This window comes from Streptomyces sp. NPDC051776 (assembly GCF_040681345.1).
In the GTDB taxonomy this organism is placed as follows: domain Bacteria; phylum Actinomycetota; class Actinomycetes; order Streptomycetales; family Streptomycetaceae; genus Streptomyces.
On the sequence record NZ_JBFAYQ010000004.1, the window covers coordinates 280,858 to 307,073 of the forward strand.

Genomic DNA, 26,216 nt, shown 5'->3' on the forward strand with positions numbered 1-26,216 from the left:
GCTCCGCCCCGCCGGCCCCGCGGGCCTGCGGGGCGGCATGCGATACGCCCGTCGATTGTCCGTCAAAACCCTGTCATCCCAGGCGACTTGCTGCCACCGGAACGCGGAGCGGCGAGCACGGCGTCGAGGCGGCCCGCGATGTGCCGGATGAGCCGCTCCAGATCCGCGCAGTACACGCTGGGGTGCAGGAACCCGCTGACCGGCACATAGCGGTGGGCGTAGTTGCCGCCGCCGCACACGCGCAGCACGGGGCAGGCGGAACAGTCGGCGGCGAGCCCTTCCGCGCCGATCTGCCGTGCCGCGATCCCGGGGTGCTCCAGGGCCTCGTCGAAGCTGTGGGCGAAGACGTCCAGGCCGGTGGCGGGGGCGCCCGCGTAGGCGGTCTTCAGCGAGTCGACCTGCTCGACGGCACCATCGGTGTCGACGACCACGGCGGCCATCGGGGACAGTCCGACGGACTCCGCGGTGCTGGGGGCGCCGAGGAGCAGCGCCACGACGGCGCTGAAGAGCCGTACGCCGGTCCGCATCCGGTCGGCGTTCCACCACAGGTCGAACGCCCGGGCCAGCCAGTCGCCGTACGGGGTCGGACGGGGGCGGCGGCCGGGCTCCGGAAGGACCGCGAGTCCGGGCGGCGGCGCGGCCCAATGGGCGTGCGGGAGAAGGAAGTCGATGTGCGGCGGGCCCAACGCCGTGAGCGAGTGGTAGACCTCGTCGGGGTCGGTGGCGAGGTCGAGCGTGCACAGAAGCCCGGCGTACTGCTCGGGGCGCGCGGCCAGTAGCCTGGCCGCGCGCGATGCCGCGGGCCAGGAGGAGCGGCCGGCGTGGTCGGTGCGGCGGCGGGCCAGCCGGGCGCTGCCTCCGTCGAGGCTCAGGCCCACGCGGATGCCGGCGGCGGCCAGCCGGTCGAGGGTGCGCGCGGTCAGGAGCGTGCCGTTGGTCTGCACGGAGGCGGTGACCTCGCAGTGGGCGGGTACCGCGGCCCGTACCGCGCGGGCATAGGCGACCACGGGTCCGGGGCCGGCCAGGAGCGGTTCGCCGCCGTGGAGTTCGATCCGGATCCTGCGCAGCCGGTGCGCGGTGACGTGCTCGGCGATCCGGCGGGCCGTGCGGCGCATGGTGCGGACGGGGACGCGGGCCGGGCGGTGGCGCCAGCTCTCGTCGGGCCCGGTGTAGATGTAGCAGTAGCTGCAGGCGAGGTTGCAGCGGCTGTGGACCTTGAGGACGAACTGCCGGAAGGGGACAGGGCGTACGCCCCTGGCGCGCAGCGCCGCCACTTCCAGACTCCGGTGCGGCCAGAGCGGCTCGGCGGTGCCCGGGGGCTCCGCGGGGTCGACGGGGGCCGGACTCACGGCGCGTCTTCGTAGTAGGCGACGACGTCGTCGTCGGGGCCCCGCTCTCCAAGTCCCGCGAGGATCGCGGAGAGAACCGGGTGCGCCGGCGGGTGCGCGAGGTCGAGGTCGGTGAATTCGGGCAGCGGTGTGCCGCGTTCGTCGGCGGGGTGGGTCACGCGTCGCCCGCCTCGAGCATCGCGACGCGGGTACGGATCGTCTCCGCCGAGAGGTGCGCGGAGCCGGGCCCGGACGCTCTCTCCAGCAGGTCCAGAGCCCTGCGGTACTCCTGGAGGGCATGTGACGCACCGGCCGTCGACTCCAGTACCTCGGCTCTTCGCCCCCGTGCGTCTCCCGCGGCTTCGAGGTGACCCAGCGCCTCGGCCGCCTCGGCCGCACGGCGGAAGTCGTCGGCCGCGCGCTGCCGGCGCTCGCGCGACCCGGTGTGGCGGGCGAGGTCGAGCCCCACCTGTCCGCGCACCAGGGACGCGCGGGCCTCTATTGCCGGGTCGTCCGACTCGCGGGCCGCGGCACCGAGTATCCAGTCGGCCTCGTGCAGATCGGCGAGTGATCCCCCGTGCGTATGGCGTACGCGGAGCGCCTCACCGAAGAGCAGGCGCCGCCGGGCGAGTTGGGGATGACGGTCCGGCGTCTCGGCAAGTGCCTCGCGCAGGGACCGTACGGCTTCGTCCGCATCGGCCGACGCGAGAGGGCGGCCCAGCGCGCAGGCGGTGAGCACTTCGCCGCGGAAGGCGAGGAGTTCGGCGCGGCGGGCGTGGTCGCGCCCGGCGAGCCCGACCGCGGTCTCCAGTGTCACGGCCGCGAAGCCGAGTTCACTGGTGTCGCCGGTGCGCCGGTGGTGGTCCCATGTCACCTCCGCGGTACGGCGGAGGCAGGTGATCCGCAGTTCGGGGTCCGGGACGCCGGCGGCCGGCCCCAGGGCCTGGCCGAGCGCTACTCGTACCGCGCGATAGGCCCCGGTGTCCGACAGCCCGCCGGCGGCCGTCTCCACCGCTTCGGCCAGATCCAGCCACCCCTGAGCGAGGTCCTCGCCGGGCCACTGCACCTCGGACAGGACGGCGAGCCCGTCCTGGAGCGTGTCGACGGCGTGACCGGCCATCTCCCTCAGCCGCTCGGGATCGCCGGGGCGGGGATGCCGTACCGCCGGTCCCCGGCCCGCGTAGTGCCGCGCGAGGTCCAGGCAGATCCGGCCGTTGGCGACCGCCATGGCTCCCCACCGGCTGTCGACCGTGGTGGCGCGTTCCAGGACGGCGTCGGCGAGGCCGACCGCCTCCAGCATCAGCGTGACGAACCAGTTCTCGTCGGTGCGCGTCCCGGAGGCATCGGGCCACGGATCCAGCTCGTGCCGGACCAGGGCGAGTTTGCGGAGCACGCCGACGCGCTGCCCGACCGCAGCGAAGAGCGTTCTGTCGTCCCCCGAAGCGCCGGGTCCTCGGACGAACGCGTCGAGGCGCCGGTCCGCTTCGACCAACAGCTCGCGTACGACCCAGACCCCCTGCAACTCGGCAGGGATGTCGTGCGCTTCCGCCTCCTGGCGCAGCGCGTACGGCACGACGCGTGAGGTGATCCCGCCGGCCAGCACCTCGTCGGCCATGATCTCCACGACCCCTGCCAGCACCGGCATCGCCGAGGGCCGGTGACGTGCCGCATGCTCGGCGGCCTGACGGGCGGTCTCCAGGTCCTCGGGCAGATGCCGGGTCCGCCAGCGGAGCAGCAGCGCGTCCACCAGGGCCTCCTGGGCCGCCGCGCGGTCGTCGTCCAGCCGCGTCGTCGCGGCGCCCTGGAGCAGCCGTACCGCCTCGTCCAGGTCGCGTGCCGTCCCCTGCGCCCTGAAGCGGTCCAGCAGTTCGCGCGCCTTCGCGCTCAGGATGCGGGGGTCGTCCGGCACGGGCGGCATCGCGGGCACCGTGCTCTGTGGGAGGAACCTGCGCAGGACCTGCTCGGAGACCCGTGCGAACGTCCGCAGTCCGGGAAGGTCCCCGTCGCCGCGCCCCTCCATCGAGCGCCCCACGGAGCCCGACAGATAGGCCGCCGCCATGGCGGGGAAGTTGCGTGCGCGGCGCCCGAAGTGCCGTTCCACGTACTGGGAACAGTGCTTGAGGACGAGCTGCGCGTCGCCGAGCGGAAGCTGCCGCAGCAGCTGTTCGCGCACACCGTCGAGGAAGTCGTACTCCGGGCCGCCCGGGCGGCCGCCGGCCGCGCGCCCGGCGTCGGCGTTCCGCCGCAGCAGGCCGCTGAGCAGGACCTCCGCGAGCACCGACGGCCCGGTCCCGGCGAGCATCGCCCGCTGGACGAGCTGCATCACCGGCAGGACCAGGGGCACGGCGGAGAGATGCACGACGAGCTGCGCGGCCTCCGGTGAGGCGGCGCGCCGGAAGGCACGGACGCGGGCGGCGGCGTCGACCGGCTCGGACGAGCGGGGCACCGCCGAGGACGGGCCGTGGCCGGCGCGGACCAGTCCCGCGGCCGCGTGGAGCGAGACGCCCGCCGTGCCCGAGACGAGGCGGGCCCAGGCGCCCAGCGCGGCCGGGGCCGGCGCGAGTACGGGTACGGGCATGGCTCCGGGGCCGCCCCCCGGCCCCCGGGCCGCCGTGAACGTCAGCCGCCCCACGGGGCCTTCCGCCCGGTGCAGCACACCGGGCACGGCTGGTAAGTGGGTGCGCTGCCACATGCGTTGCGGCAACGGCTGCACGACGGCCACCGGTGAGGCGGCGGCCCAGCGGTGGACCAGTCGCTGCATCCGCCCGCTGCGCCACATCGGCCCGGCGCAGTCGCTCAGCACCAGAGTGAGCTGCCGGCCCGTCGGGTCGGCGAGCTGTGCGGGCGCGCGCAGCACGGAGCCGGGGGTCATGGTCCTGCCGACCCCGGGGGTTCCGTCCTCGGCCGGGTGCAGGTAGTGCACGCGGACTTCTCTGAAGGCTCCCGCCCGTTCGCAGACCTGGCGCAGCTCGTCGAGCGTCTGCTCCCACACGGCCATCGAGGTGGAGACGTCCATGAGCAGCCTGATGCGTGCCTCGCGCCGCCGGATGCCCGTGAACACGGGCATGACGAGGCCGGTGTCCGCGACCCGTTCGGAGGTCGCCTCCTCGTCGACGCGGGTCCGTGAGGGGACGACCGGGGCACGGAAGCGCTGCAGGGGACGCAGGGCGCGTTGCAGGGCTTCCGGGTGGGGCAGTACGGAGGCGGCCGGCACCCGTACGGGCAGTGTGCCGTCGGGGTCCCGGCCTCCGTGGGGCGCGGCGGCGAACAGATCGGCACGGGCGCCCGTCCCCGCGTGCGGCCGGCCCTCCTGGTCCCGGCGCGGGGCCACCGGGGACTCCTCGGCGCGCGCCTGCTCCTGAGCGGGCGCGGAGGGGGAGGACGGGGCGGAGGAAGCCGGCGGCGGAGTGCCGCCGGGACGTGTACGGGGCTGCGCCGGGCCCGCCCACCGCGCCAGCCAGAGTGTGTCCGCCAGTTCCTCGGCCGTGGGCTCGATGCCCGCCTCCCGCAGCCGTGCCACCAGCGCCGTGAGCAGAGCGCTCACGGCGTCGGCGGAGCCGGCGCCGGCGACGGTGGACACGGCTACCGCTGCCGTTGGTCGAGCGGTCGCATCAGCAGGTCCGCGATGTCCTCCCGGCTGTCGCGCTCCTCGCGCGCCGCGTACTGGGTCAGGAAGATGGCGTTCAGGAGTTGGTCGGTCGGGCGCAGCTCGCCGCTCCTGGTCCCTTGTGCGAAGAGCGAGATGAGGTCGAGGTTCCGCTCGTCGGAGCCCGCGCCGAAATGCGCCTGCACCATGGCGGCCAGGCGTTCGTCGCGCGGCGGGTCGAGTTCGAGGTGGATGCAGCGGCGGAGCAGCGGTGCGGGGAAGTCCCGCTCGCCGTTGCTGGTCATGACGACGAACGGGAAGGCGCAGCACCGGACGCGGCCCCTCCGCACCGGCACCCGCCGGCCGTCGTCGTCGAGAACCTGCACCTCGTCGCGGCCGGGTCGGTCGGCGATGCGCTCCAGCTCCGGGAGGCCGAACTCGCCCTCCTCCAAGGCGTTCAGCAGGTCGTTCGGCAGATCCAGGTCGCTCTTGTCCAGTTCGTCGATGAGCAGGACGCGGGGCAGTTCGCTGGGCAGCAGGGCCGTACCGAGGGGACCGAGCCTGATGTAGCGGCCGATGTCGTCCTCGGGTCCGTCGTTCTGGCGGGAGAGCTGCACGTCCTGGAGGCGTCCGACGGCGTCGTAGGTGTAGAGCCCGTCCTTCAGTTCGGTGCGGCTGACGACGGGCCACTGCAGTACGCGGCCGAGTCCCAGCTCATGGGCCACGGCGTGGGCGAGTGTGCTCTTGCCGGAGCCGGGCTCGCCGGTCACCAGCAGCGGGCGCCTCAGGTACAGGGCGGCATTGACGAGGTGGAGTGCCTCTTCGTCCTGGGTGGGCAGCGGCGCATTCGTCTTCCCCAGCCGCCGTTTGGAGGCCGCGTCGATGGGCGGGGCGGCGGGGACGGCGGGACCGCCCTCGAAAGTCCGCCAGGGCGGGGGTGGTGGGAGCGTACGGATCCGGTCGTGATCGGCGTCGCCCGTGCCGCGGTAGATCAGCCAGTCGCTCAACTCTCGCTCCTCGTCGGCGGTCGGTGGGGCGCCGCGCCTTGGCCGACGGGGGCAGGCTGTGCCCACAACGGGCCCCTGAAAATGTACCCACGCAGCGCGCCGGTATCGGCGGTTTCCGGACAGTCACCAAGGTGCCGCGTGCCGCTCGCGCGCCGTAAGGAGCCGGTGGACCTCATGGCGAGTCCAGCGTCCCGGGCGCGCCGGCGGGCACCGGCCTCCTGGGGTCGTCGTACAGAACGGCCACCGCCTCCGCCCAGTGGTTCGCGTCCCGGTCCCGATGGATCTCCTCCCTGATACGGCGCAGCCGGTCGGGCAGTTCAGCGGCTGATCCCAGCCGCCCCAGCGCTTCCGCGGCGCCCGCGTGGAAGGTGTCGCAGTCGTCCAGGCAACCGCCGGCGGTGTGCCCGTCGGTGTGCCAGAGCGCGATGCCGTGGCCGGCCTGCAGCGCCAGGTCGATGGCCTTGCGCCCGAGGCCTTTGCTCGCGGGGCGGCACAGCACGGGGATGGCCGCGGGGGGCATGTCCTGGAACTGACGAGACCTCGGCGGGCGGCCCGGCGGTGGGGTGCGCACGGCCCTGAACTCCTCTGCTTCGGCGGTGAGTTCCCAGCGGGCGAGCCAGACGTTGGCCGGTTCTCCACGGCGAGCGATGTCGCGCAGCACCACACGGCGGTGCGCACCCAGGGGCAGTTGCGCCGTGTCGTACAGCTTCGCCATCTCGCTGAGCTGCCAGCGGTGCACCGCGGTGTCGAAGTGGTCGACGGGCAGGACCACTTCGAGCGGCGCGGGGCAGTCCGGCGTGTCGACGCCCTTGAAGACTTCGGCCAGCGGCTGCCGGAGGCGCCGGACCAGATCCTCGGGAAGCACCCCTCGCCCGGTCTCCTCGGCTTCGAAGGGCTCGCCGCTGTCGTCACCGTCGTCGACCCGGATGCGCCAGTAGAAGCGCGTGGGTTCCTCGTAGTGCACAGGCTCCAACTCGACGATGACGGTGGCGCCTTCGCCCGGGCCCGGGTACGGGATCACGCGCCGTCCGGTGTCCCGGCCCACGGGCGCGGCCGACGTCTTCGGCAGGCGCGTGAGGGTGACCACCGCGCGCACCGGAGGCCGTACGCTCCTCAACCGCCGGTCGACCCAGTCCGACAGCGTCTTGGCGTCGCCGTCCCGTTGCTCGACGAGGAGTGCCACCAGACGCAGGTAGTGGAGGAAGGCGATGGCCTCCAGCGGGCCGTCACTGCCGTAGAGCCTGCCGTGGCCGTCGCGCCAGGTGTGCAGCAGCGGAGGGCGGCCGGGCGGCGGCGGCTCGCCCCGGGCCTGCTGCACCAGGGCCGCCACGTCGGACGCACTGCCCGGAGCGGGGAGTTCGGCGAGCAGCCCGAGCGCCTCGATGCGGTCGAGGGGGGTCCAGCGGTCCCCGCCGGTACCCGGGCTGCTGCCCGGCAGCTTGGCCTGTTCGGCGGCCCAGTGGTACGGCGTGAGCGCGGCGCGGTCCCCGTGCCAGCGGTCATGGGCCGTCAGCACCTCCCCGTACAGATCGCCGAACCGCCGCAGGGCGGAGGCCGCGATGGCCATGCCGCCGTCCCGGTCCGCCCTGCGGGACTTGATGATCCCGACGACGGCTCCGGTGGACGGGTCGAGTACGGGCCCTCCCGACGTGCCCTTGGGGAACTCGGCCTGCGGCGCGAACCGCATCCCGTACGGCCCGTCGCGCTGGTTGATCTCGACATCCGCGCTCCAGGAGACCGCGGCGTCGTCCCCGGGGCCGCCGGGCCGGTAACCATGGGCCGACTTGGGATCGCCGCCCGGCTGTTCCGCCCGGTCGGTGAACCAGACGCATTCGTGCTCGACGCTCCCGTCCAGCAGCCGCACCAGGGCCAGGTCCTCGGCCACCGGCACCTTGTCCTTGCCGGCATCCGTCAGGAGCCAGTCCGCGAGGCGCGCCTCGACGGGTGTTCCGCCGTTCACCGCATCGTTGCGGACGCACAGGACCCGGTCCCGCCCCTGCCCCAGATGGGGCCGCAGCACATGGGCGCAGGTCAGGACCCAGCCCGGGGCGATGAAGAACCCGCTCCCCCACATCGCGGAACGCCCGGCGCCGTCGCCGCCGTCGGGCAGGAGGTGCACGGTCGCGGCGCGGGTCAGTGCGTCGAGATGCCCCGGCTCACCCATCCGTGCGTGCCGGGTCGTCCGCCGAATCCGGGCCGGGCCGCCAGGTCAGTGTCACCTGGATCGAGGCCTTCGCCTCGCCGTCGGCGAGCACGGCCAGCGCCTTGCCCGACTTGGCGGCCAGCTCGATGCCGAAGGTGATGCTCGCCTCGTCGGGCTTCACCGCGGACGCCGCGCCGAGAACCGCCGTGCCCACTCCGCCGATGACCTCACGGAGCTGCTCGACCTTGGCCGCGGCGGCGTCGAGGACGCCGACGTCCTCGTCGTCCTCCCCGTAGCCCCCCGGCGTACGGACACGGGCGAGCACTTCGGCTCCCCCGGGCAGCTGGATCCTCTGGATGCGTGCCACGGCTCCCCCCGCTTCCGACAGCAACTCGCCCTCCCCGGCTCGTGCTTGAGCCACACAAGGGTACTGGCCTGCGCCGACGGCGGGCGAGACCGCGGCGGCCGGCGCGGGTGCCGGCCACGGCCCGCATACCCTGGGAGGCGAACATCTCCGGAGGATCAGGAGCGTCCCGTGTACTTCACCGACCGCGGCATCGAGGAACTGGAGCGGCGGCGCGGCCAGGAAGAGGTCACCCTCGAGTGGCTGGCCGAGCAGCTCCGTACGTTCGTCGATCTCAACCCGGACTTCGAGGTCCCGGTCGAGCGGCTCGCGACATGGCTGGCGCGCCTCGACGACGAGGACGACGAGTAGCGGCCGGGAGGCGGACGAGTAGTACGCGACTCGCGCTGTACGTCGTCAGAGCGGCTGCGCCTTTCGTCCCCGCCACGGCCGGTCGTCCCCCGTTTTCCCTGCGAAGCCCGTGCAATCGTCTCCCTTGACTTCCCCTGCCCGCGATATATCGTGTCTTCCGTATGGCAACGCGATATGTCGTCGAACGCCCATGCCTCAGGGAGGCCGCAGCAGTGAAAGCCGGCAACGCGTGGTCGCTCTCCGGCCCGCGCACACTCGACCTGGAAGGCCCGGTCGACCGGGTCAGCGTCCGCATCGTCGGCGGCACGGTCAATGTCGTCGGCACCGACGCCGGCACGGCGCGGCTGGAGGTCAGCGCGTTCGAGGGCCCGCCGCTGATGGTCACGCACGAGGACGGCGCGCTGACCGTCACGTACGAGGACCTGCCCTGGAAGGGGTTCCTGAAGTGGCTCGACCCCAAGGGCCGCCGGCGCAGCGCCGCCGTCTCGCTCGCCGTGCCGGCCGGGACACGCGTCGAGGTGGGTGTGGTGGGTGCCGGCGCGGTGGTCTCCGGCATCGAGGGTCCCACGCACATCTGCGGGGTCACGGGTGACACCACGCTCGTCGGGCTCACCGGCGACGTCCGTGCCGAGACGGTCTCCGGCGGCGTCGACGCCCAAGGGCTCACCGGGCAGCTCCGGTTCACCTCCGTCTCCGGCGATCTCACCGTGATCGAGGCGTACGGCTCCGCGGTGCAAGCGGAATCGGTCAGCGGCAACATGATCGTCGATGTGGACAGCAGGACCGCCGATCTCACCCTGGCCACCGTCTCCGGCGAAATCGCGATCAGGATTCCCCACCCGGCCGACACCAGGGTCGAGGCCAGCACGGCGAGCGGCGCCGTCTCCAGCGCCTTCGAAGAGCTCAAGGTGACCGGCCACTGGGGCACCAAGCAGCTCATCGGCACCCTCGGCGAGGGCAACGGGCGACTCAAGGCGAGCACCGTCTCCGGCGCCATCGCCCTGCTGCGCCGCCCGCAGACCGAGGACGAACCCCCCTACGGTGCGGGGGAACCGCCGCACAACGGAGACGCAGGACCGCACGCCGACTCCCCCACCAGCTCCGGAAAGGCCCTCTGATGCCTCCCGTCTTCGCCCACGGCCGGCTCCGCCTGTACCTCCTCAAGCTGCTGGACGAAGCCCCCCGCCACGGCTACGAGGTGATCCGTCTGCTGGAGGAGCGCTTCCAGGGCCTTTACGCGCCGTCCGCCGGCACCGTCTACCCGCGGCTGGCCAAGCTCGAGGCCGAGGGTCTGGTCACCCACACCTCCGAGGGGGGCCGCAAGGTCTACTCGATCACCGACGCGGGGCGCGCCGAACTCGCCGGGCGCCAGGGCGAACTCGCCGATCTGGAGCTGGAGATCCGCGAATCCGTCTCCGAACTGGCCGCGGAGATCCGCGAGGACGTCCGCGACATGGCCGGTGACCTCCGCCGCGAGATGCGTGCCGCCGCGCGCCAGGCGCGTGCCGAGCGGCCCTCGGCCGAGGGCTGGGAGGGCGCTCTGGGCGACCGCGAGGCCTGGCGTCAGGCCAAGGAGGAGCTGCGGCGCGCCAAGGAGGAGTGGAAGGAGCAGGCACGCAGGGCGAAGGAGGAGAGCCGTCGCGCCAAGGAGGATGCGCAGCGGGCCCGTCAGCAGGCACGGGACGCGCAGACGTTCGCGCGCGAGGAGATCCAGAGGATCGTCAGGCGGGTCCAGGAGCAGACGCAGGGGCAGATCCGCAGCGGCGACTGGCAGGGCGCCGTACGCGACGCGCTCACCGAAGTCACCCGTGAGATGCGCCGGGTGGCACAGCAGACGGGTCCCGGCCCCGAGGCGGCGGACGTGACGGTCGAGCGGACGGACCTCGGCAAGCAGCAGTCGGGCGAGGGCCCCGCGGCGGGGGGCAACGCTGCCGGGGCCGGGACACCGGAGGGCCCCGAGCCCGAGTGGGCCCGGGAACCGGGAACCGCCTCCACCGACCCGGCCCGCGATCTGGAGCGCCTGCTCGACCGCTTCCGGGACGACATCCGCGACGCGGCCCGCGACCACGGCGTCAGTGCGGAGCAGTTGAAGGAGGCGCGCCGCCATCTCTCGACGGCCGCGGCCCACATCGGTGCCGTCCTGCGCGCTCCGCGTCCCTGAGGCCGAGGCATCAGTCCCAGCGGTAGCCGTTGCCGGACGGAAGGGTGTGCTCCGGCACGTCCTCCATCGGGTCGTCGATCCGGCCCGTGGAAACCAGCGCCATGCGGGATCCGTTGTGCGAGATGCGTTGCGTCCCGTCGGCGTGGCAGCTCCGGCAGGAAGGCCCGCCAGGGCCGCGTCCCGCCCCGGCAACGCACGCCCGCCGGACCCAAGTCCTCGCGCCCGTACGCCCGTTGTCCACGCGCCTACGTCCTCGGTCGGCCGTCCGCGCCCCACCCCACCGAGGTGCGGCGGGTCGGCGGTGCCCCGGGCGGGCCGCCGCCCACCTGGTCATCCGATGGACCGGGAGGTTATGGGTGAACGCTCAGACGGTCAGGACGATCTTGCCGAAGAGGTCGCCGCCCGCCATCTTCTCGAAGCCCTCGCGCGCCCGGTCCAGCGGCAGCACGGAGTCGACGACCGGCCGCACGCCGGTCGTCGCGCAGAAGTTGAGCAGGTCCTCCAGCTCGTCCTTGGTGCCCATGGTCGAACCGACGACCTTCAGCTCCAGAAAGAAGATGCGGTTCAGCTCGGCGGCCTTGGGGTTGGGGCCGGAGGTGGCACCCGAGATGACCAGAGTGCCGCCCGGCTTCAGCGACTTGACCGAGTGCGACCAGGTCGCCGCGCCGACCGTCTCGATCACCGCGTCCACGCGCTCCGGCAGCCGCGCCCCCGGCTCGAACGCGTCGAGGGCACCGAGGTCCACCGCCCGCTTGCGCTTGGCCTCGTCACGGCTGGTGGCGTAGACCCGCAGCCCCGCCGCCTTGGCGAGGACGATCGCGGCGGTCGCCACCCCGCCGCCCGCGCCCTGGACGAGGACGCTGTCTCCCGGCCGTACGCCCGCGTTGGTGAACAGCATCCGGTACGCCGTCAGCCACGCGGTCGGCAGGCAGGCCGCCTCCTCGAAGGACAGGTCCGCGGGCTTGGGAAGGAGGTTCCAGGTGGGGACGGCGACCTGCTCGGCGAACGTGCCCTGGTAGCGCTCGGTGAGGATGGAGCGGGGCTCCTTCGGGCCGACGCCGTGGCCGCTCTGCCCGATGACGGAGTGGATGACGACCTCGTTGCCGTCCTGGTCGGTGCCCGCCGCGTCGCAGCCGAGGATCATCGGGAGTGACTCCTCGCCGAGGCCGACCCCGCGCAGCGACCACAGGTCGTGGTGGTTGAGCGAGGCGGCCCGGACGTTGACGGTGGTCCAGCCGGGTCGCTCCTCCGGCGCGGGGCGCTCCCCCAGCTCGAGGCCGCTCAGCGGCTGGTCACGATCGATTCGGGCGGCGTAGGCAGCGAACATGATCCCGAGACTAGGACGCGCGCGGCACGCGGCGGAACCTCACACCGGTGTGAATCGCACCGCGCCTTCCAATGGCCCCCGTTCGGCGTGGCACACGCACGGCGTGCGGACGCACCGCCGACGGCCCGTGCGCCGTACCGGGGCCGGCCGTGCGGGGGCGCCGGGCTCAGGCGGGCTTCGCGGAAGGTGTCCGCTCGCCTGTCCGCTCCCGGGCCGCAGGCTCGTCGCACCGCCACCCGGCCACCCGGCCGGAAGTACAGCGCAGGCGGGGCGAGTTCGCCCCCCATGGAAACGGTCTGGAACCAACTCAGGGCGTCCGGCAGCGGCGGGACCGGGCGCCCCCTGGCGCCTACGGGCTACGGGCCGCCACCCGCCGCGGGGGCGGGCCACGGCCCGTAGGCGTCCGTCGCTCGTGATCGATACAGCTAGCGCCGCGCGACCCCCTCGGCGCGAGCGGCCGCTGCCACCGCCGCGGTGACCGCGGGTGCCACACGCTCGTCGAAGGGCGAGGGGATGACCTTGTCCGCGCTCAGTTCCTCCGCCACCACGGCCGCCAGCGCCTCGGCCGCGGCCAGCTTCATCCCCTCCGTGATCCGCGAGGCGCGCACCTGCAGGGCGCCCGCGAAGATCCCGGGGAAGGCGAGCACGTTGTTGATCTGGTTCGGGAAGTCGCTGCGGCCGGTGGCGACCACGGCCGCGTACTTGTGCGCGACGTCCGGGTGGATCTCCGGGTTCGGGTTGGCCATGGCGAAGATGAGCGCGTCCTCGGCCATCGTGGCGACCGCTGACTCCGCGACCGTCCCGCCGGAGACCCCGATGAAGACGTCGGCGCCAGCGAGCGCCGATTCCAGAGAGCCGGTGGTGCCCGCCTTGTTGGTGAAGGCGGCCAGATCCCGCTTCACATCCGTGAGGTCCTCACGGTCCGCGCTGACGACGCCCTTGCGGTCGCAGACGACGACATCGCCGATGCCCGCCTCGACGAGGATCCGGGCGATCGCGACGCCCGCGGCACCGGCGCCGGAGATCACGGCCCGGAGCTGCCCGAGCGTACGCCCGGTGATCTGGGCCGCGTTGCGCAGCGCGGCGAGGGTGACCACGGCCGTGCCGTGCTGGTCGTCGTGGAAGACCGGGATGTCCAGGCGCTCCTGGAGCTTGCGCTCGATCTCGAAGCAGCGCGGTGCGGAGATGTCCTCGAGATTCACCCCACCGAAGGACGGCGCCATACGGACGACGGTCTCCACGATGTCGTCGGCGTCCCGGCAGTCCAGGGCGACCGGAACGGCGTCCACCCCGCCGAACTGCTTGAAGAGGATCGCCTTGCCCTCCATCACCGGAAGCGACGCCTCCGGCCCGATGTCGCCGAGCCCGAGCACCGCGCTGCCGTCCGTCACGACGGCGACGACCTGAGACTTCCACGTGTAGTCGTGTACCAGTTCCGGCTTCTCCGCGATGGCGCTGCACACCTTGGCCACACCCGGCGTGTAGGCGAGGGACAGATCGTCCTTGTCGCGGACCGGGACGGTCGCTTGGACGGCCATCTTGCCGCCGCGGTGGAGGGCGAAGGCCGGATCAGAAGGCTCGCCGTCGTCCGCCGTATCGCTATCGCTGCGAGGATTCACGATCTCCGCTGCCACTTTTTGGACCCCTTATGTCTGATTTCTGTCGAGGGTAGCCGCCCCAGGTTGAGGAGCGGGCGGGCACGCGTCCGGAAGACCTGCGCGGCGGATGGGCCGCTGCGCGGAATGGGTAACGGACGCCGGGCGCGCCGCACACGCGCCCTGAGCCCCGGGTGAGGGGTGTAACCACCGTTTCTACCGCACGAGCGCTGACATGGACGAGTCGCTTTCGTCACGCGGGCGCATGACATGAACTCTTTCGGCCCCGCCATCCGGCCGGGAGACATATCACGCAATGGAGTCGCCCTGAGGGCCGCTCACTCCGGACAGTCGCGAGTCGCGCACGAATTGCGCTTACGTGGGCCCGGCGGCGGGGAAGCCCGTTATCCGATTTTGACATGGCTGGCCCCCTGTTCGGAGCCGTCCGGATGGCAAGATGCCTCAATCACACGAGGTCGCGACACTCGATGATGTGCCCGACCGATCGGCTACTCCCTCACTCGCAGGAGGAACCAGCAATGACCGCAAGCAACACTGGTCGCGCGGCCGCAGCCAGGTCCCGGATGGCCGCCGCCGGCGCGATCGCGGTCGCGGGCGCCCTGCTGCTCACCGCATGCGGCGACCAGACGGAAAAGGGCGGCAACGGCGACTCGACCGCTGCGGGCTCCGAGGCGCCCCTGTTCTCCAAGCTGCCCAAGGCCATCCAGGATTCCAAGGTCATCAAGGTCGGCTCGGACATCGCGTACCCGCCGGTGGAGTTCAAGGAGGGTGGCAAGACGGTCGGTCTGGACCCCGACCTCGCCGACGCCATGGGCAAGGAACTCGGTGTGAAGTTCGAGTTCCAGAACGGCACCTTCGACACTTTGCTCACCGGTATGCGTTCCGGCCGGTACCAGGTCGCCATGTCCGCGATGACGGACACCAAGGACCGGCAGAACGGAATCGACCCGGAGACCGGAAAGAAGATCTTCGAGGGCGTCGACTTCGTCGACTACTTCTCCGCGGGTGTTTCGATCTATACCAAGAAGGGCCAGACCAAGGGGATCGAGACCTGGGACGACCTCTGCGGCAAGACGGTCGTCGTCCAGCGCGGCACCGTGTCGCACGACCTGGCCAAGGACCAGTCGAAGAAGTGCACCAAGGCCAGTGGCAAGGCAATCACCATCGAGGCCTTCGACACCGATGTCGAGGCGCAAACCCGGCTGCGCGCGGGCGGCGCGGACGCGGGCGCGAGCGACTTCCCGGTCGCGGCGTACGCGGTGAAGACCTCCGGCGGCGGTAAGGACTTCGAGATCGTAGGCGAGCAAGTCGAGGCCGCCCCGTACGGCATCGCGGTCGGCAAGGAGAACACCCAGCTCCGCGACGCCCTGAAGGCCGCGCTGGAGGCGACCGTCAAGAACGGTGAGTACGACAAGATCATGAAGAAGTGGCTGGTCCAGGACGGCGCAGTCAAGGAGATCAAGATCAACGGCGGCTCCTGATCGTACGTACGACCTCCTGAAGGATTCGTACGGCCGAAGGAACGCTGAAAGGCATTACCCGTGACTGTTCCCATCGACAAGACGGGCCCGGAGGACATCCCGCCACCGGGCCCGCAGCCTGAGACCATCAAGGCGATCCCCGTCCGGCACTACGGCCGGTGGGCTTCGGGCATCATCGTCCTCGGACTGCTGGCACTGCTGGTCAACGCCTTCGCCGGCGCCAAGATCAACTGGTCGGCCATCCCGGACTTCATGTTCGACTCCAGCGTGCTGGAGGGTCTGTGGAGGACCGTGCTGATCACGGTCCTCTCCATGGTGGTCGGCCTGGTGCTGGGCATCGTCCTGGCCGTGATGCGGTTGTCCAAGAATCCGGTCACCTCCTCGGTGGCCTGGGGCTACATCTGGTTCTTCCGCGGCACTCCGGTCTTCGTCCAGCTCATCCTGTGGTTCAACCTCGCCCTGGTCTTCCCCTACATCAACCTGGGGTTCTACCGGGACGAGATGAGCGACTTCATGACCCCGTTCATGGCCGCTCTGCTCGGACTCGGCCTGAACGAGGCCGCGTACATGTCGGAGATCGTCCGGGCCGGCATCCAGTCGGTCGACGAGGGCCAGACCGAGGCGTCGCACGCGCTGGGCATGACGCACAGCAAGACGCTGCGCCGGGTCGTTCTGCCACAGGCGATGCGCGTCATCGTGCCGCCCACCGGCAACGAGTTCCTGAACATGCTCAAGACCTCGTCGCTGGCGGCGAGCGCCTGTCAGTACGACGAGTTGCTGAGGTCCACGCAGAACATCGGCCAGACCTCCGGCGCGGTGGTGGAGATGCTCTTCCTCGCCGTGGTCTGGTACCTGATCCTGACCAGCGTCTTCAGCGTCGGCCAGTACTACCTGGAGCGGTACTACGCTCGAGGAAGCGTGCGCAGCCTGCCCCTCACCCCGTTCCAGCGGATCAAGGTGAACCTGGCCGCCTTCAGCAACCGTCCGAGCGGAGGTGGCGCATGAGCACGATGGTCAAGGCCGAGGGCGTGCACAAGTCGTTCGGCCCGGCCCACATCCTGAAGGGCATCGACCTCGAGGTCGCGCCCCGTGAGGTGTTCTGCCTGATCGGGCCCTCCGGCTCCGGCAAGTCGACCTTCCTGCGGTGCATCAACCACCTGGAGAAGATCAACGCCGGTCGGCTCTACGTCGACGGCGACCTGGTCGGCTACCGGCAGAAGGGCGACAAGCTCTACGAGCTGAAGGACAGCGAAGTCGCCCTCAAGCGGCGCGACATCGGCATGGTCTTCCAGCGCTTCAACCTCTTCCCGCACATGACCGCCCTGGCCAACGTCATGGAGGCACCGGTCCAGGTGAAGGGCGAGACCAGGGCCGTGGCCCGGGAGCGGGCGGAGCGGCTGCTGGACCGGGTGGGCCTGCGCGACAAGGCCGGGAGCTACCCCTCCCAGCTCTCCGGCGGCCAGCAGCAGCGGGTGGCCATCGCCCGTGCCCTGGCCATGGAGCCGAAGCTGATGCTCTTCGACGAGCCGACCTCGGCGCTGGACCCGGAGCTCGTGGGTGACGTGCTGGACGTCATGCGCGGCCTGGCCGAGGACGGCATGACCATGATCGTGGTGACCCACGAGATGGGCTTCGCGCGCGAGGTCGGCGACGCGCTGGTGTTCATGGACGACGGCGTCGTGGTCGAGTCGGGCCACCCGCGGGACGTCCTCACCGACCCCCAGCACGAACGCACCAAGTCGTTCCTCTCGAAGGTGCTGTAGTTCAACGCGCCCCGGCCACAGGCCGGGACATGCACAGCCCTCCGACAGGCCGGGACATGCACAGCCCTCCGCGGCAGGCGCCGCGGAGGGCTCTTCCGTCTCCGCCCTCCCACTCTCTTCTTTCTTCAGCCCAGGAGCGTGGCGCCTACTTCAGCCCGACGAGGACGGTTCCGACCGACTGCGAGCACCACACCGGCGGGGCCTCGGCGAAGCCCACCGCACGCATTTCCGGGAATTCCCACCGTCCCTGAGGACTCCGGCGATCTGCCCGTACAGCGCCCGGAGCTGATCGGTGCGCAGTCGTGCAGCGCGGTACCCCCATCCACCTCGCGCGCAGAAGTAATACCCTCGAAGCACAATCGGCCGTTACGCCGGTCGCGTTCGAAACTGGACAGCACCCGTAAGGAATACAAGTGGAACTGGCCTATTACTCGGACTACGCGGTGCGTCTCGTCAACAGCGAGGACCTCACCCGCGGCAAGGACGAGCTGACCTCGGTCGACGCGGTACGCGCCCTCTTCGGCGCCTCCCAGGCGGCCCGCCGCGCGACCGAGTCCGATGTGACCCGGCTGCGTGCCGTACGCAGCCGGCTCCGGGCAGTCTTCGAGGCGGCCGACGAGGGCGACGAGGTACGGGCGGTGGATCTGCTCAACGCCCTGCTGATGGAGTTCCCGGTGAGCCCGCAGATCTCCGGGCACGAGTTCCGCGACGAGGACGGCCGCCCCAAGTGGCACATGCACATCGCGGACCACGCGGCGAACGCCACCGCCGGCTACGCCGCGACCGCCGCCATGGGTCTCGCCTTCCAGCTCACCGACCTCGGCGTCGACCGGCTGGGCATCTGCCGGGCCGCGCCCTGCCGCAACGCCTACCTCGACACCTCCACCAACCGGTCCCGGCGCTACTGCTCCGACCGCTGCGCGACCCGCGCCAACGTTGCGGCCTACCGCGCCCGCAAGCGCCTGGAGACGGAGGACCTGGCCTCGCGCCGCGGGGACGAGGGCGCCCCGGAACGTCCCGGCCGGGCGGACCGCACGAAGCGTACGGCCGAGAAGACCCAGGCGAGCAGCGCCACCGGGGACCGCTGACCGTTCCGTACGCTCGGCGGGCGCAGCCGCATCCGCGCGCGGGCGAGCACGAACTCCTCGGGCACGGTGCCGAATTCCCTGCTGTCGCTCTCGGCGTACGGGTTGTCGCCCAGCACCCACCAGCCGCCGTCGCGCCGCTCGGCGGCGCGTTTGACGATCAGCAGATCCTGTTGCATCGGGTGGCGCAGCATGATGACGTCGCCGGGGCGGACCGGCGCACCGTACTGCACCACGAGCCGGTCGCCCGGCCGCAGGGTCGGCACCATCGAGGGGCCGACCACGTCGGCCAGCCCGAAGGGTGTCGCCGACCGCCGGTCGCGGCCCTGCTCCGGCTCGCGCCCGTCCTCATAGCCCTGCCACCGGCCACCTTCCGGCATCCGGCACCTCCCGGCTCCGTCCGTTCCTCCACCAGTACCCAGCCTGGCACCGGACTTTTGTCCTAAGCCCCCTGGGGCACTCGCAAAATCACCTCTCCCAGGGAGTAATCTCCCCCATGAGAAGACGATCACGAGGAAGGACAGCTCTATGCTCTCCCGCCTGTTCGCCCCGAAGGTGCAGGTCAGTGCCCACTGCGATCTGCCCTGTGGCGTTTACGACCCGGCACAGGCCCGGATCGAGGCCGAGTCCGTCAAGGCCATCCAGGAGAAGTACCAGGCCAACGAGGACCAGCAGTTCCGGGCCCGCGCCATTGTCATCAAGGAGCAGCGCGCGGAGCTCGCGAAGCACCACATCTCCGTGCTGTGGAGCGACTACTTCAAGCCGCCGCACTTCGAGAAGTACCCGCAGCTTCACCAGCTCGTCAACGACGCCCTGAAGGCCGCCAGCGCAGCCAAGGGCTCCTCCGACCCGGCCACCGGCCAGAAGCTGCTGGACCTGATCGCCGAGATCGACAAGATCTTCTGGGAGACCAAGAACGCCTGATCCCGGCCTGGTCCCACGATCAGACCTGCGGTCGTCCGTACCGCAGGACCAAGACGGTCCGCACCCGGTCCGCCGGACTTCCACCCCTTCAGTCCGCGTGGTCCGGGTGCGGTCTTGTGCGGGTGCGGTCTTGTGCGGGTGCGGTCTTGTGCGGGTGCGGTCTTGTGCGGAGGGCCGTGCGCGTGCGGGGAGACGCGTGGATCCGTACCCCGGGGCGGCGTGCCCGGCGGGCACGGGGCCCAGCCCCGCAACGCGGTGAGGCACGTGGCCGCCGAAGCCTTGAGGCCAGGCAGGCACGGAGGGGCCTTGCGGCCGAGCGGGCACGGACCTCTTCAGGCCAGGCGGGCCGCCCGGGCCCGGAGGTAGCGGCGTTCGGGAGCGCTGAGCGTCAGGCGGGCGGCGTTCCCGTACGCGGCGCGCGCCGCCTCCGTGTCCCCGGCCATCTCCAACAGATGGGCGCGGACCGCCTCCAGCCGGTGGTGTCCCGCCAACCGCTCGTCGGTTTCGAGGGACCGGATCATCGCGAGACCGGTGCGCGGGCCGTCCACCATCGCGACAGCGACGGCATGGTTGAGCGTGACCATGGGCCCGGGTGAGAGGCGCGCCAGCAACTCGTACAGGGCCAGGATCTCCTGCCAGTCGGTGTCCTCGGCGCGGACGGCCTCGTCGTGGACCGCGGCGATGGCCGCCTGAAGCTGGTACGGGCCGACGGGCTCGCCGCGGAGCGACGCCGCATCGGTGAACAGTGCGAGGCCCTCGTCGACCGATGCACGGTTCCACAGGGTCCGGTCCTGCTCGGCCAGCGGGACCAGGGAACCGTCGGGGTCCGTACGGGCCGGGCGTCGGGCGTCGGTGAGCAGCATCAGCGCCAGGAGCCCGGCCACTTCGCCGTCGTGCGGCAGCAGGGCGCGTACGGAGCGGGTGAGGCGGATCGCCTCCACGGCCAGATCGGTACGCTGAAGGCTGCTGCCGGAGCTGGCCGTGTAGCCCTCGTTGAATATCAGGTAGAGGACGTGCAGGACGGCGGCGAGCCGTTCGGCGCGCTCGCCCGCTTCCGGCTGCCGGAAGCGGGCGCCCGACGCCTTGATGCGCTGCTTCGCGCGGCTGATGCGCTGAGCCATCGTCGCCTCGGGCACGAGAAAGGCGCGGGCGATCTCCGCCGTGGTCAGACCGCCTACGGCCCGCAGCGTGAGCGCGATCCGCGAGGACTGGGTGAGCGCGGGATGGCAGCACAGGAACAGCAGGGTGAGGGTGTCCTCCTCGTTCGGCGCGCGGGCCTCGCCGGGGGGCGGGGCCACGAACGCGTCCGGCGGCGTGAGCGCCGCGGCGCTTTCCTCGCGTCGGCGGCGCGCCTGTTCACTGCGCAGCAGGTCGGTCAGGCGGCGGGAGGCCACACGGATCAGCCAGCCGCGGGGGTTGGCCGGAATGCCCTCCTCCGGCCACTGCACGGACGCGGCGAGCAGGGCCTCCTGCACGGCGTCCTCGGCGGTGTCGAAATGGCCGTACCGCCGTACGAGAGCGCCGAGGACCTGCGGCGCGAGGGTGCGCATCAGCTCCTCGGTTCCCCTGTCCTCCGGCCCGGTCACGCTACGCCCCGGCTGCCGCTGTCCGTTGCACTGTCCCAACCCATGCGGCCCCGGCCCGCCGCCCGTTGTCGCTTCATTCGTTCTCGCTCCATGCGTCGTCGGCCCGCACGTGTTCGACCTCGTCGCTGCCGCTTGCCGCTGACCGTTCGTCAGCGTCAGGGAGCGGCAGTGACGAGCGGTGGCGTGTCCGTGCCCCGGGGCGTACGTCCCCACGCACGCACCGGCTCACATCTCGGTGCCGCCGCTCTCGTCGAGCGGGTGCACGACCACCGGGTAGCGCGGTACGCCCTCGGGCTGGGGGCAGGCGTACGCCCGAGCCGCGACCTCGGTGGCACGGTCGACGTTCTCGACGTCGATGACCCAGTACCCGGCCAGCACCTCCTTGCTCTCCCCGTACGGCCCGTCGGTCACCACGGGGCGACCGTCCTTCGACGCGGTGACCAACCTGGCCTGCGCCGGCTCGGTCAGCCCCTGGGCGTCGACCAGCTCGCCCGCCTCGGCCAGGTCGTCGCTGATCGCCCCCATGTGCTCGAACATCGCCTTGAGCTCCGACTGCGTCCAACTCGGCCCGTCCTGCGACTTGCCGCTGATGGCGTCGTAGTCGGACTGCTTGCCGAGCACCATCACCAGGTACTTCATGGCTCTCTCCTCAAACCTCGTCCGTGGCGGCCCCCGCCGGGGGCATCTTTCGCAGGAGACGTCGGAGCCCGGGATGCGTCCTCGACATCCCCACGGCCGGAAAGTTCCGGAACGCGCTCCCTGCTCGCGCAGAACGTACCCAACCACTACTTTCCGTCGCCGCAGCCACACGCGCACCGGCCGCTCCCGGTGAGAGCATCGGACCTGTGGACCGCAGGCGCGGCGCGCCGGCTCCGCTCGCACGCACCGGGACTCGCACGACAGTGACTCCCACGCACAGGCACTCGCGCGCACAGGGACGGATAGGGAGGGCATCGATGGCCGGTCTGCCCCAGGGAGTGACCTGGCGGGTCACCGGGAGCGGAGGGTTCGAGACGGCGTGGACGGAGCTCTCGGGCACGGCCCTGCGGGCCCGCGGCCGCGTCGTCGGCACCGTCCCCGAGCCCTACTGGCTGACGTACGAACTGGAGACCGGCGACGACTACGTGACGCGCCGGCTGTTCGTCTCCGCCGACACCGCGTCCGGTGAGTCCCGCAGCCTGGACCTGCGGCGCGACGAGGACGGCCGGTGGACGGCGAACGGGCGGCCGCTGCCCGAGGTGACGGGCGCCGACGACTGCGACCTCGGCCTGTCGCCGCTGACCAACGCCATGCCCGTACTGCGGCACGGGCTGCACACCGGCCCCGGCGAGCACGACTTCCTGATGGCCTGGGTCTCGGTCCCCGACCTGACCGTGACGCCGTCGCCCCAGACCTATGCGCACCTGGGGACCACGGACCACGGTGCGCGGGTGAGGTTCACCTCGGAGGACTTCACCGCCGATCTGGAGCTCGCCACGGACGGGCAGGTGGTGACCTACCCCTCTCTCGCCTTCCGCCTGCAGGGCCCCGGGACCGGACTCGCGCCGGAACAGCAGCGGCACTGGCAGGAGACCTACCGGAACCAGCCGGACATGTACGGGCAGCAGCCCTCCGAGCCCGCCGTCCACGCCGCCATCACCTTCCGCAAGGCGGGGGCGCGTACGGTCCTGGAGCTGGGCGCCGGGCACGGGCGCGACGCGCTGTACCTGGCGCGCGCCGGATTCGGCGTCATCGCGTCCGACTTCAGCCCCACCGGGCTCGAACGGCTGCGGGAACGCGCACAGGCGGAGGGCCTGGCAGACCGTGTGGAGACCATCGAGCACGACGTACGGGCGCCACTGCCGCTGCCCGACTCCGCCGTGGACGCGGTCTACGCACACATGCTGCTGTCCATGGCGCTGTCGACCGAGGAGATCCGGGCCCTCGTCGACGAGGTCGCGCGTGTCCTGCGGCCCGGAGGCGTCTTCGTCTACACCGTGCGGCACACCGGCGACGAGCACTACGGGAAAGGCGCGGCGCACGGCGACTCCATCTACGAACACGGCGGTTACGCCGTCCACTTCTTCGACCGCGAGCTGGTCGACACCCTCGCGGAAGGGTGGGAGCTGCGGGAGGTGCACCCCTTCGAGGAGGGCACACTGCCACGGAGGTTGTGGCGGGTCACGCAGACGGGACGTCCGGGCCCGGACGTGACATTCTGAACGCACCGCAGAAGAGCGGCAGCCGCGCCGCCGGTGACGGTTCTGCGCCGCACGAGCGACGGCCGATCCGGCTCGGAGGCAGCAGGCCGGAGCACGACGTCATCGGGGGCTGGTCGCATGAGTGGGGTCCTGTATACCGAGCAAGCCTGGAATCCGCTGGCCAGGACGGTGGAACTGACCGAGGAGCGGCTGCGGGTGGGCGCCCGGGACACCCCGGTGTCCGAGCTGAACATGGCAGCCATGGCCGAGGCGTATCTGAGCGGGCAGTGGCTGGGCGGCGGGGGCGCGGTGCGCCCGCTCGCCGCCCTCGCACCGGGCAAGGGCATCGTGCCGGTCACACGCATCACCGGGTCGACACACCCGGTCACGGTGCGCCGGGCCGCCGAATTCGCCCATGTCCTGGGCGAGTCGGCGGTACGCCGGGTCGGCGGACCGGGAGCTGTCGCGGCCCTGTCCGAGGTGGCACTGGCCGAGGGCGTGCCCCTGTGGATCGCCCGCCGCATCGCGCCGGGACCGGCGGGCACGATCGCCGTGGCCGTCGACCGCCGTTCGGCCCGCGTCGACGTCTGGTCCGCCTCGGCCCCCGCCGTACGGCTCCGGGCCCCGTACGGCGTCTCGCCCGACCGCCGGATCCCGGACCGGGGACTGGTGCTCACGGTCGGCGAGGTTCGGGCCGCGCTCGTGGTGACGGCGGACCGGAGGAGGCCGAGGTGTGCCGTCACCGTGGACATCCCGTACCGGCGCTGGGAGTTGAGACGCGAGAACTCCCGCGCGTCACGCCTCATGTGCAACGGCCACCAAGTCGCCCTCCTCGCCCGGCCCCGGCCCGGCGCGGGCCGGGGCATGCTGCTGCAACCGCTCGCCGACGCAATGCATCAGGGCACCGACCCCCTGGATGCGGTCATGGCGCACGCCGTCGCGGCGGCCTTCGGCCTCGGCGACGGCACGGGCACGGTGCGCTTCCGCACCCGCCCCCTCCCTTCCCGCGGTGAATCGGTCTGGTCGGACCCCTGGTACACCAACCTGGGCTCCGGCGCGTGCGACAACGGCCCGGGAGGCGGCGGGGAATGGGACGGTGGCGGCAGCGGTGGCTTCGACGGCGGCGGCGGAGGCGGCAGTGACGGCGTAGGAGGCAGTGACGGTGGCGGTGACGGCGGAGGAGGTGGTGGAGGCGGGGGCGACTGACATCACCTATTCGGGACAACTCAGGCCCCGCCTCCGGCCCTTGGGCCCCTTCAGCCTCGGGTTCGACGCCCTCGGGTACGACGCCTCGGGTACGGCGCCCTCGGGTACGACGCCTCGGGTACGACGCCCTCGCGGTCCTTGCTCCCGGCTCCGCCGACCGCATCCCCCTCGCGCGCCCCGCCCCGCGCGCCCGCGAGGATCCGCCATCTCCCCGTGCACGCGCCGAGATCAACTCCTGACGGACGCATTCGGGGTCCCCCTCTCGGAGCGGGCACGCTCCGGATCCGCCGGCGCTCAGCAGCTCCGGCGCGTGACGAACTCGGCGAGCGTCAGCAGATCCTCGGCCCGTGCGAGATCCGGCACCGCAAGCGTCAGGTCGTCCATGGCCCCCGCCATCCGTACGCACGCCTCGCTCTGCGCCCAGTCCCGGCCCCCCGCGCGCTCGACGGCCTCCGCCGCACGCCGCAGCTCGACGCGGTCCATGGGGCCCTCCCCCTCGTATATGCGGGCCAGCTCGGCTGCGCCTGGCCTGCCGGAGGTCAGCGCCGCGACCACGGGCAAGGATTTCTTACGGGCCGAGAGGTCGGCACCGGCCGGTTTGCCCGTGGTCGCCGGATCCCCCCAGATCCCGATGAGATCGTCGATGAGCTGGAATGCGAGCCCCGCCTGCCTGCCGAACCGGTCCATCGCGTCGACGACGGGTCCGTCCGCTCCTGCGTACAGGGCACCGAGAGCGCAGGCGCAGCCGAGCAGGGCACCGGTCTTGGCCTCCGCCATGGCCAGGCACTCATCGAGTGTCACGTCGGCGCGCTGCTCGAAGGCGCAATCGGCGTGCTGGCCTTCGCAGAGCTCGATGACGCATGCCGCGAGCCGGGCGGCCGCGCCCGCGCCCGCGGGGTGCCGGTCCTCGGCGAGAACGCGCAGCGCCAGGGACTGCAGCGCGTCCCCTGCCACGATCGCGTCTGCCACCCCGAACACCGTCCAGGCAGTGGGCCGGTGACGACGCGTGTCATCGCGGTCGATCACGTCGTCGTGGAGGAGCGTGAAGTTGTGGGCCAGTTCGACGGCGGCCGCGGGCCGCGCGGCGTCTTCGGGCCGCCCGCCCAGCGCCTCCGTGGCCGCCAGGACCAGGGCCGGCCGGATCGCCTTGCCCGCATGGCCCCTGCCCGGCATGCCGTCCGGGTCCTCCCAGCCCAGGTGGTAGGCGGCCACGCGCCGCATTGCGGCCGGCAGTGAGTCCACCGCCGCCCGGAGTTCCGGATCGACATCCTTGCGCGACCGCGCGAGCAGATCCGCGGCCTCGGAGCGCTCGCGGCGCCGTGTGAAGGTGTTCATGTCCCCGCCCTCCCCCATTGCCAACGCAGGTCTCTCACCTGCCGGTTCATCGTGGCAGGCGGGCTCCTCGGCGGCCATTACACAAATGAGTGGGAATAGATGACCCCGGTCCGGGGAGAGCCGTGATCCTTCGGTTCCCGCTTCTGCTTCCCCTCGCCCTTTGGTTCCGCTTGGGCCCGCCCCGTGCCTCCGCTCGGCCGCGGACGCGCCCGCACCGGCCCGCCGGGCCCCGCCGCTCGGACACGGGTGGCGCAACTCCTGCTCTCGCCGCGCCGGCAACGACACCAAAGCCGACTAATCCCTGCATACCGGGCCCGCCCCTGGGAACCCGGACCGGGACGCAGCCGTTGTCCGGATCGAGGGACGAGAGCCGGGCACCCGTCCCGGCCGCACCGATCAGCAGGAGGCAGTCATGGCAGGGTTCCTGGACCGCGCCAAGGAGCAGGCGCAGCGCGGGCTCGAGCAAGGCCGGCAGAAGCTCGACGAGGTGCAGGCCCAGCGGGCCGGAGGCGATCTGCTGAAGAAGCTGGGCTCCGCGTACTACGCGCAGCAGCACGGCAAGGGCTCCCCCGACGAGACGCAGCGTGCCATGGAGGCCGTGGAGAGCTACGCCACCACCCACGGGGACAGCTTCCTGCGCAGCTAGTGCCGGTCCGAAACCGGTCGTCCCGCCGCGCCCCGCAGCGTCGCACCGCCGCCCCGCCGCCGACCGCGGGGCGCGAGAGCTGCGCGCCGACTCCGAGCTTGTCGCCGAGGAAAACGATCAGCGCGGC

The 26,216-nt window shown here is 72.0% G+C and carries 22 protein-coding genes and 1 pseudogene; 11 read left to right on the forward strand and 12 right to left on the reverse strand.

Annotation, left to right across the window (positions count from 1 at the left end; genetic code table 11):
* Positions 1–62: 62 nt before the first annotated feature.
* The 6 genes from AB0M26_RS06025 to AB0M26_RS06050 all read right to left on the reverse strand — a co-directional run bounded on the left by AB0M26_RS06025 (position 63) and on the right by AB0M26_RS06050 (position 8,431).
* Entirely contained in the window at positions 63–1,280 is a 1,218-nt protein-coding gene (locus AB0M26_RS06025; RefSeq protein ID WP_365255279.1) for an FxsB family cyclophane-forming radical SAM/SPASM peptide maturase, read from the reverse strand.
* Positions 1,281–1,345: 65 nt separating this feature from the next.
* Positions 1,346–1,507 carry a hypothetical protein gene (locus tag AB0M26_RS06030; RefSeq protein WP_365255164.1) on the reverse strand — a complete coding sequence of 54 codons (162 nt, stop codon included), beginning with the start codon at positions 1,505–1,507 and terminating at the stop codon, positions 1,346–1,348.
* Positions 1,504–4,908 carry an SAV_2336 N-terminal domain-related protein gene (locus AB0M26_RS06035; protein ID WP_365255167.1) on the reverse strand — a complete coding sequence of 1,135 codons (3,405 nt, stop codon included), beginning with the start codon at positions 4,906–4,908 and terminating at the stop codon, positions 1,504–1,506. Before AB0M26_RS06035 ends, AB0M26_RS06030 begins: the two co-directional genes overlap by 4 nt.
* A gap of 2 nt (positions 4,909–4,910) precedes the next feature.
* Entirely contained in the window at positions 4,911–5,921 is a 1,011-nt protein-coding gene (locus AB0M26_RS06040) for a MoxR family ATPase (protein ID WP_365255170.1), read from the reverse strand.
* Between the two features lie 172 nt (positions 5,922–6,093).
* Positions 6,094–8,085 (reverse strand): trypsin-like peptidase domain-containing protein, encoded by a 1,992-nt coding sequence (locus AB0M26_RS06045; RefSeq protein ID WP_365255173.1) that lies wholly within the window; start codon positions 8,083–8,085, stop codon positions 6,094–6,096.
* Complete coding sequence (locus tag AB0M26_RS06050; RefSeq protein ID WP_365255176.1) at positions 8,078–8,431, reverse strand: CU044_2847 family protein; 354 nt, start codon at positions 8,429–8,431, stop codon at positions 8,078–8,080. Before AB0M26_RS06050 ends, AB0M26_RS06045 begins: the two co-directional genes overlap by 8 nt.
* 168 nt (positions 8,432–8,599) lie before the next feature.
* On the opposite strand from AB0M26_RS06050, the gene AB0M26_RS06055 reads away from it, so the two are divergent.
* The 3 genes from AB0M26_RS06055 to AB0M26_RS06065 all read left to right on the forward strand — a co-directional run bounded on the left by AB0M26_RS06055 (position 8,600) and on the right by AB0M26_RS06065 (position 10,940).
* The gene (locus AB0M26_RS06055; RefSeq protein ID WP_365255179.1) at positions 8,600–8,779 is read left to right on the forward strand and encodes a DUF6104 family protein; all 180 of its coding nucleotides are present in this window, start codon (positions 8,600–8,602) and stop codon (positions 8,777–8,779) included.
* 212 nt (positions 8,780–8,991) lie between these two features.
* Positions 8,992–9,897 carry a DUF4097 family beta strand repeat-containing protein gene (locus AB0M26_RS06060; protein WP_365255182.1) on the forward strand — a complete coding sequence of 302 codons (906 nt, stop codon included), beginning with the start codon at positions 8,992–8,994 and terminating at the stop codon, positions 9,895–9,897.
* On the forward strand, positions 9,897–10,940 hold the full coding sequence (locus AB0M26_RS06065; RefSeq protein ID WP_365255185.1) for a helix-turn-helix transcriptional regulator: 1,044 nt from the start codon (positions 9,897–9,899) through the stop codon (positions 10,938–10,940). Before AB0M26_RS06060 ends, AB0M26_RS06065 begins: the two co-directional genes overlap by 1 nt.
* Before the next feature lie 364 nt (positions 10,941–11,304).
* Here AB0M26_RS06065 and AB0M26_RS06070 read toward each other — a convergent pair whose 3' ends face one another.
* Both AB0M26_RS06070 and AB0M26_RS06075 read right to left on the reverse strand, forming a co-directional pair.
* The gene (locus AB0M26_RS06070; protein WP_365255188.1) at positions 11,305–12,267 is read right to left on the reverse strand and encodes a zinc-binding dehydrogenase; all 963 of its coding nucleotides are present in this window, start codon (positions 12,265–12,267) and stop codon (positions 11,305–11,307) included.
* Between the two features lie 425 nt (positions 12,268–12,692).
* A complete protein-coding gene (locus AB0M26_RS06075; RefSeq protein WP_365255191.1) occupies positions 12,693–13,901 on the reverse strand; it encodes an NADP-dependent malic enzyme in 1,209 nt (402 codons plus the stop codon).
* A gap of 500 nt (positions 13,902–14,401) precedes the next feature.
* Here AB0M26_RS06075 and AB0M26_RS06080 point away from each other — a divergent pair, with 500 nt between their 5' ends.
* The 4 genes and pseudogenes from AB0M26_RS06080 to AB0M26_RS06095 form a co-directional block, all read left to right on the forward strand.
* Positions 14,402–15,364 (forward strand): ABC transporter substrate-binding protein, encoded by a 963-nt coding sequence (locus AB0M26_RS06080; protein WP_365255198.1) that lies wholly within the window; start codon positions 14,402–14,404, stop codon positions 15,362–15,364.
* 60 nt (positions 15,365–15,424) lie between these two features.
* Positions 15,425–16,369, forward strand: a complete 945-nt coding sequence (locus tag AB0M26_RS06085; protein ID WP_365255201.1) for an amino acid ABC transporter permease — start codon at positions 15,425–15,427, stop codon at positions 16,367–16,369.
* The gene (locus AB0M26_RS06090; protein ID WP_365255204.1) at positions 16,366–17,127 is read left to right on the forward strand and encodes an amino acid ABC transporter ATP-binding protein; all 762 of its coding nucleotides are present in this window, start codon (positions 16,366–16,368) and stop codon (positions 17,125–17,127) included. The genes AB0M26_RS06085 and AB0M26_RS06090 overlap by 4 nt, the downstream gene beginning before the upstream one ends.
* A 443-nt stretch (positions 17,128–17,570) precedes the next feature.
* Positions 17,571–18,026 (forward strand): annotated as a pseudogene (locus tag AB0M26_RS06095) (ABATE domain-containing protein); the annotation flags it as partial.
* Between the two features lie 44 nt (positions 18,027–18,070).
* Here the strand turns inward: AB0M26_RS06095 and sodX are convergent.
* Positions 18,071–18,592, reverse strand: coding sequence for a nickel-type superoxide dismutase maturation protease (sodX, locus tag AB0M26_RS06100; RefSeq protein ID WP_365255207.1), 522 nt, complete (start codon positions 18,590–18,592; stop codon positions 18,071–18,073).
* A 148-nt stretch (positions 18,593–18,740) separates the two neighbouring features.
* Between sodX and sodN the strand changes: the two genes are divergently transcribed.
* Positions 18,741–19,136 (forward strand): superoxide dismutase, Ni, encoded by a 396-nt coding sequence (sodN, locus tag AB0M26_RS06105; protein ID WP_365255210.1) that lies wholly within the window; start codon positions 18,741–18,743, stop codon positions 19,134–19,136.
* Between the two features lie 332 nt (positions 19,137–19,468).
* On the opposite strand, the gene AB0M26_RS06110 is transcribed toward sodN, so the two are convergent.
* Together AB0M26_RS06110 and AB0M26_RS06115 are read right to left on the reverse strand one after the other, a co-directional pair.
* Complete coding sequence (locus AB0M26_RS06110; RefSeq protein ID WP_365255213.1) at positions 19,469–20,686, reverse strand: DUF6596 domain-containing protein; 1,218 nt, start codon at positions 20,684–20,686, stop codon at positions 19,469–19,471.
* Positions 20,687–20,947: 261 nt separating this feature from the next.
* On the reverse strand, positions 20,948–21,361 hold the full coding sequence (locus tag AB0M26_RS06115; RefSeq protein ID WP_365255216.1) for a YciI family protein: 414 nt from the start codon (positions 21,359–21,361) through the stop codon (positions 20,948–20,950).
* A 317-nt stretch (positions 21,362–21,678) separates the two neighbouring features.
* Between AB0M26_RS06115 and AB0M26_RS06120 the strand changes: the two genes are divergently transcribed.
* Both AB0M26_RS06120 and AB0M26_RS06125 read left to right on the forward strand, forming a co-directional pair.
* Positions 21,679–22,923 (forward strand): putative glycolipid-binding domain-containing protein, encoded by a 1,245-nt coding sequence (locus AB0M26_RS06120; protein ID WP_365255219.1) that lies wholly within the window; start codon positions 21,679–21,681, stop codon positions 22,921–22,923.
* A 117-nt stretch (positions 22,924–23,040) separates the two neighbouring features.
* On the forward strand, positions 23,041–24,108 hold the full coding sequence (locus tag AB0M26_RS06125) for a hypothetical protein (RefSeq protein ID WP_365255222.1): 1,068 nt from the start codon (positions 23,041–23,043) through the stop codon (positions 24,106–24,108).
* A 294-nt stretch (positions 24,109–24,402) separates the two neighbouring features.
* On the opposite strand, the gene AB0M26_RS06130 is transcribed toward AB0M26_RS06125, so the two are convergent.
* Entirely contained in the window at positions 24,403–25,443 is a 1,041-nt protein-coding gene (locus AB0M26_RS06130) for a family 2 encapsulin nanocompartment cargo protein polyprenyl transferase (RefSeq protein WP_365255225.1), read from the reverse strand.
* 412 nt (positions 25,444–25,855) lie between these two features.
* Between AB0M26_RS06130 and AB0M26_RS06135 the strand changes: the two genes are divergently transcribed.
* A complete protein-coding gene (locus tag AB0M26_RS06135) occupies positions 25,856–26,089 on the forward strand; it encodes a hypothetical protein (protein ID WP_365255228.1) in 234 nt (77 codons plus the stop codon).
* Positions 26,090–26,216: the final 127 nt, after the last annotated feature.

What these genes read in the sequence shown, in the direction of transcription:
- AB0M26_RS06045 (WP_365255173.1), bottom strand. Translation starts at nt 8,085, where the DNA reads ATGGGTGAGCCGGGGCATCTCGACGCACTGACCCGCGCCGCGACCGTG.
- AB0M26_RS06065 (WP_365255185.1), top strand. Translation starts at nt 9,897, where the DNA reads ATGCCTCCCGTCTTCGCCCACGGCCGGCTCCGCCTGTACCTCCTCAAG.
- AB0M26_RS06070 (WP_365255188.1), bottom strand. Translation starts at nt 12,267, where the DNA reads ATGTTCGCTGCCTACGCCGCCCGAATCGATCGTGACCAGCCGCTGAGC.
- AB0M26_RS06080 (WP_365255198.1), top strand. Translation starts at nt 14,402, where the DNA reads ATGACCGCAAGCAACACTGGTCGCGCGGCCGCAGCCAGGTCCCGGATG.
- AB0M26_RS06090 (WP_365255204.1), top strand. Translation starts at nt 16,366, where the DNA reads ATGAGCACGATGGTCAAGGCCGAGGGCGTGCACAAGTCGTTCGGCCCG.
- sodX (WP_365255207.1), bottom strand. Translation starts at nt 18,592, where the DNA reads ATGCCGGAAGGTGGCCGGTGGCAGGGCTATGAGGACGGGCGCGAGCCG.
- sodN (WP_365255210.1), top strand. Translation starts at nt 18,741, where the DNA reads ATGCTCTCCCGCCTGTTCGCCCCGAAGGTGCAGGTCAGTGCCCACTGC.
- AB0M26_RS06110 (WP_365255213.1), bottom strand. Translation starts at nt 20,686, where the DNA reads ATGCGCACCCTCGCGCCGCAGGTCCTCGGCGCTCTCGTACGGCGGTAC.
- AB0M26_RS06115 (WP_365255216.1), bottom strand. Translation starts at nt 21,361, where the DNA reads ATGAAGTACCTGGTGATGGTGCTCGGCAAGCAGTCCGACTACGACGCC.
- AB0M26_RS06120 (WP_365255219.1), top strand. Translation starts at nt 21,679, where the DNA reads ATGGCCGGTCTGCCCCAGGGAGTGACCTGGCGGGTCACCGGGAGCGGA.
- AB0M26_RS06125 (WP_365255222.1), top strand. Translation starts at nt 23,041, where the DNA reads ATGAGTGGGGTCCTGTATACCGAGCAAGCCTGGAATCCGCTGGCCAGG.
- AB0M26_RS06130 (WP_365255225.1), bottom strand. Translation starts at nt 25,443, where the DNA reads ATGAACACCTTCACACGGCGCCGCGAGCGCTCCGAGGCCGCGGATCTG.
- AB0M26_RS06135 (WP_365255228.1), top strand. Translation starts at nt 25,856, where the DNA reads ATGGCAGGGTTCCTGGACCGCGCCAAGGAGCAGGCGCAGCGCGGGCTC.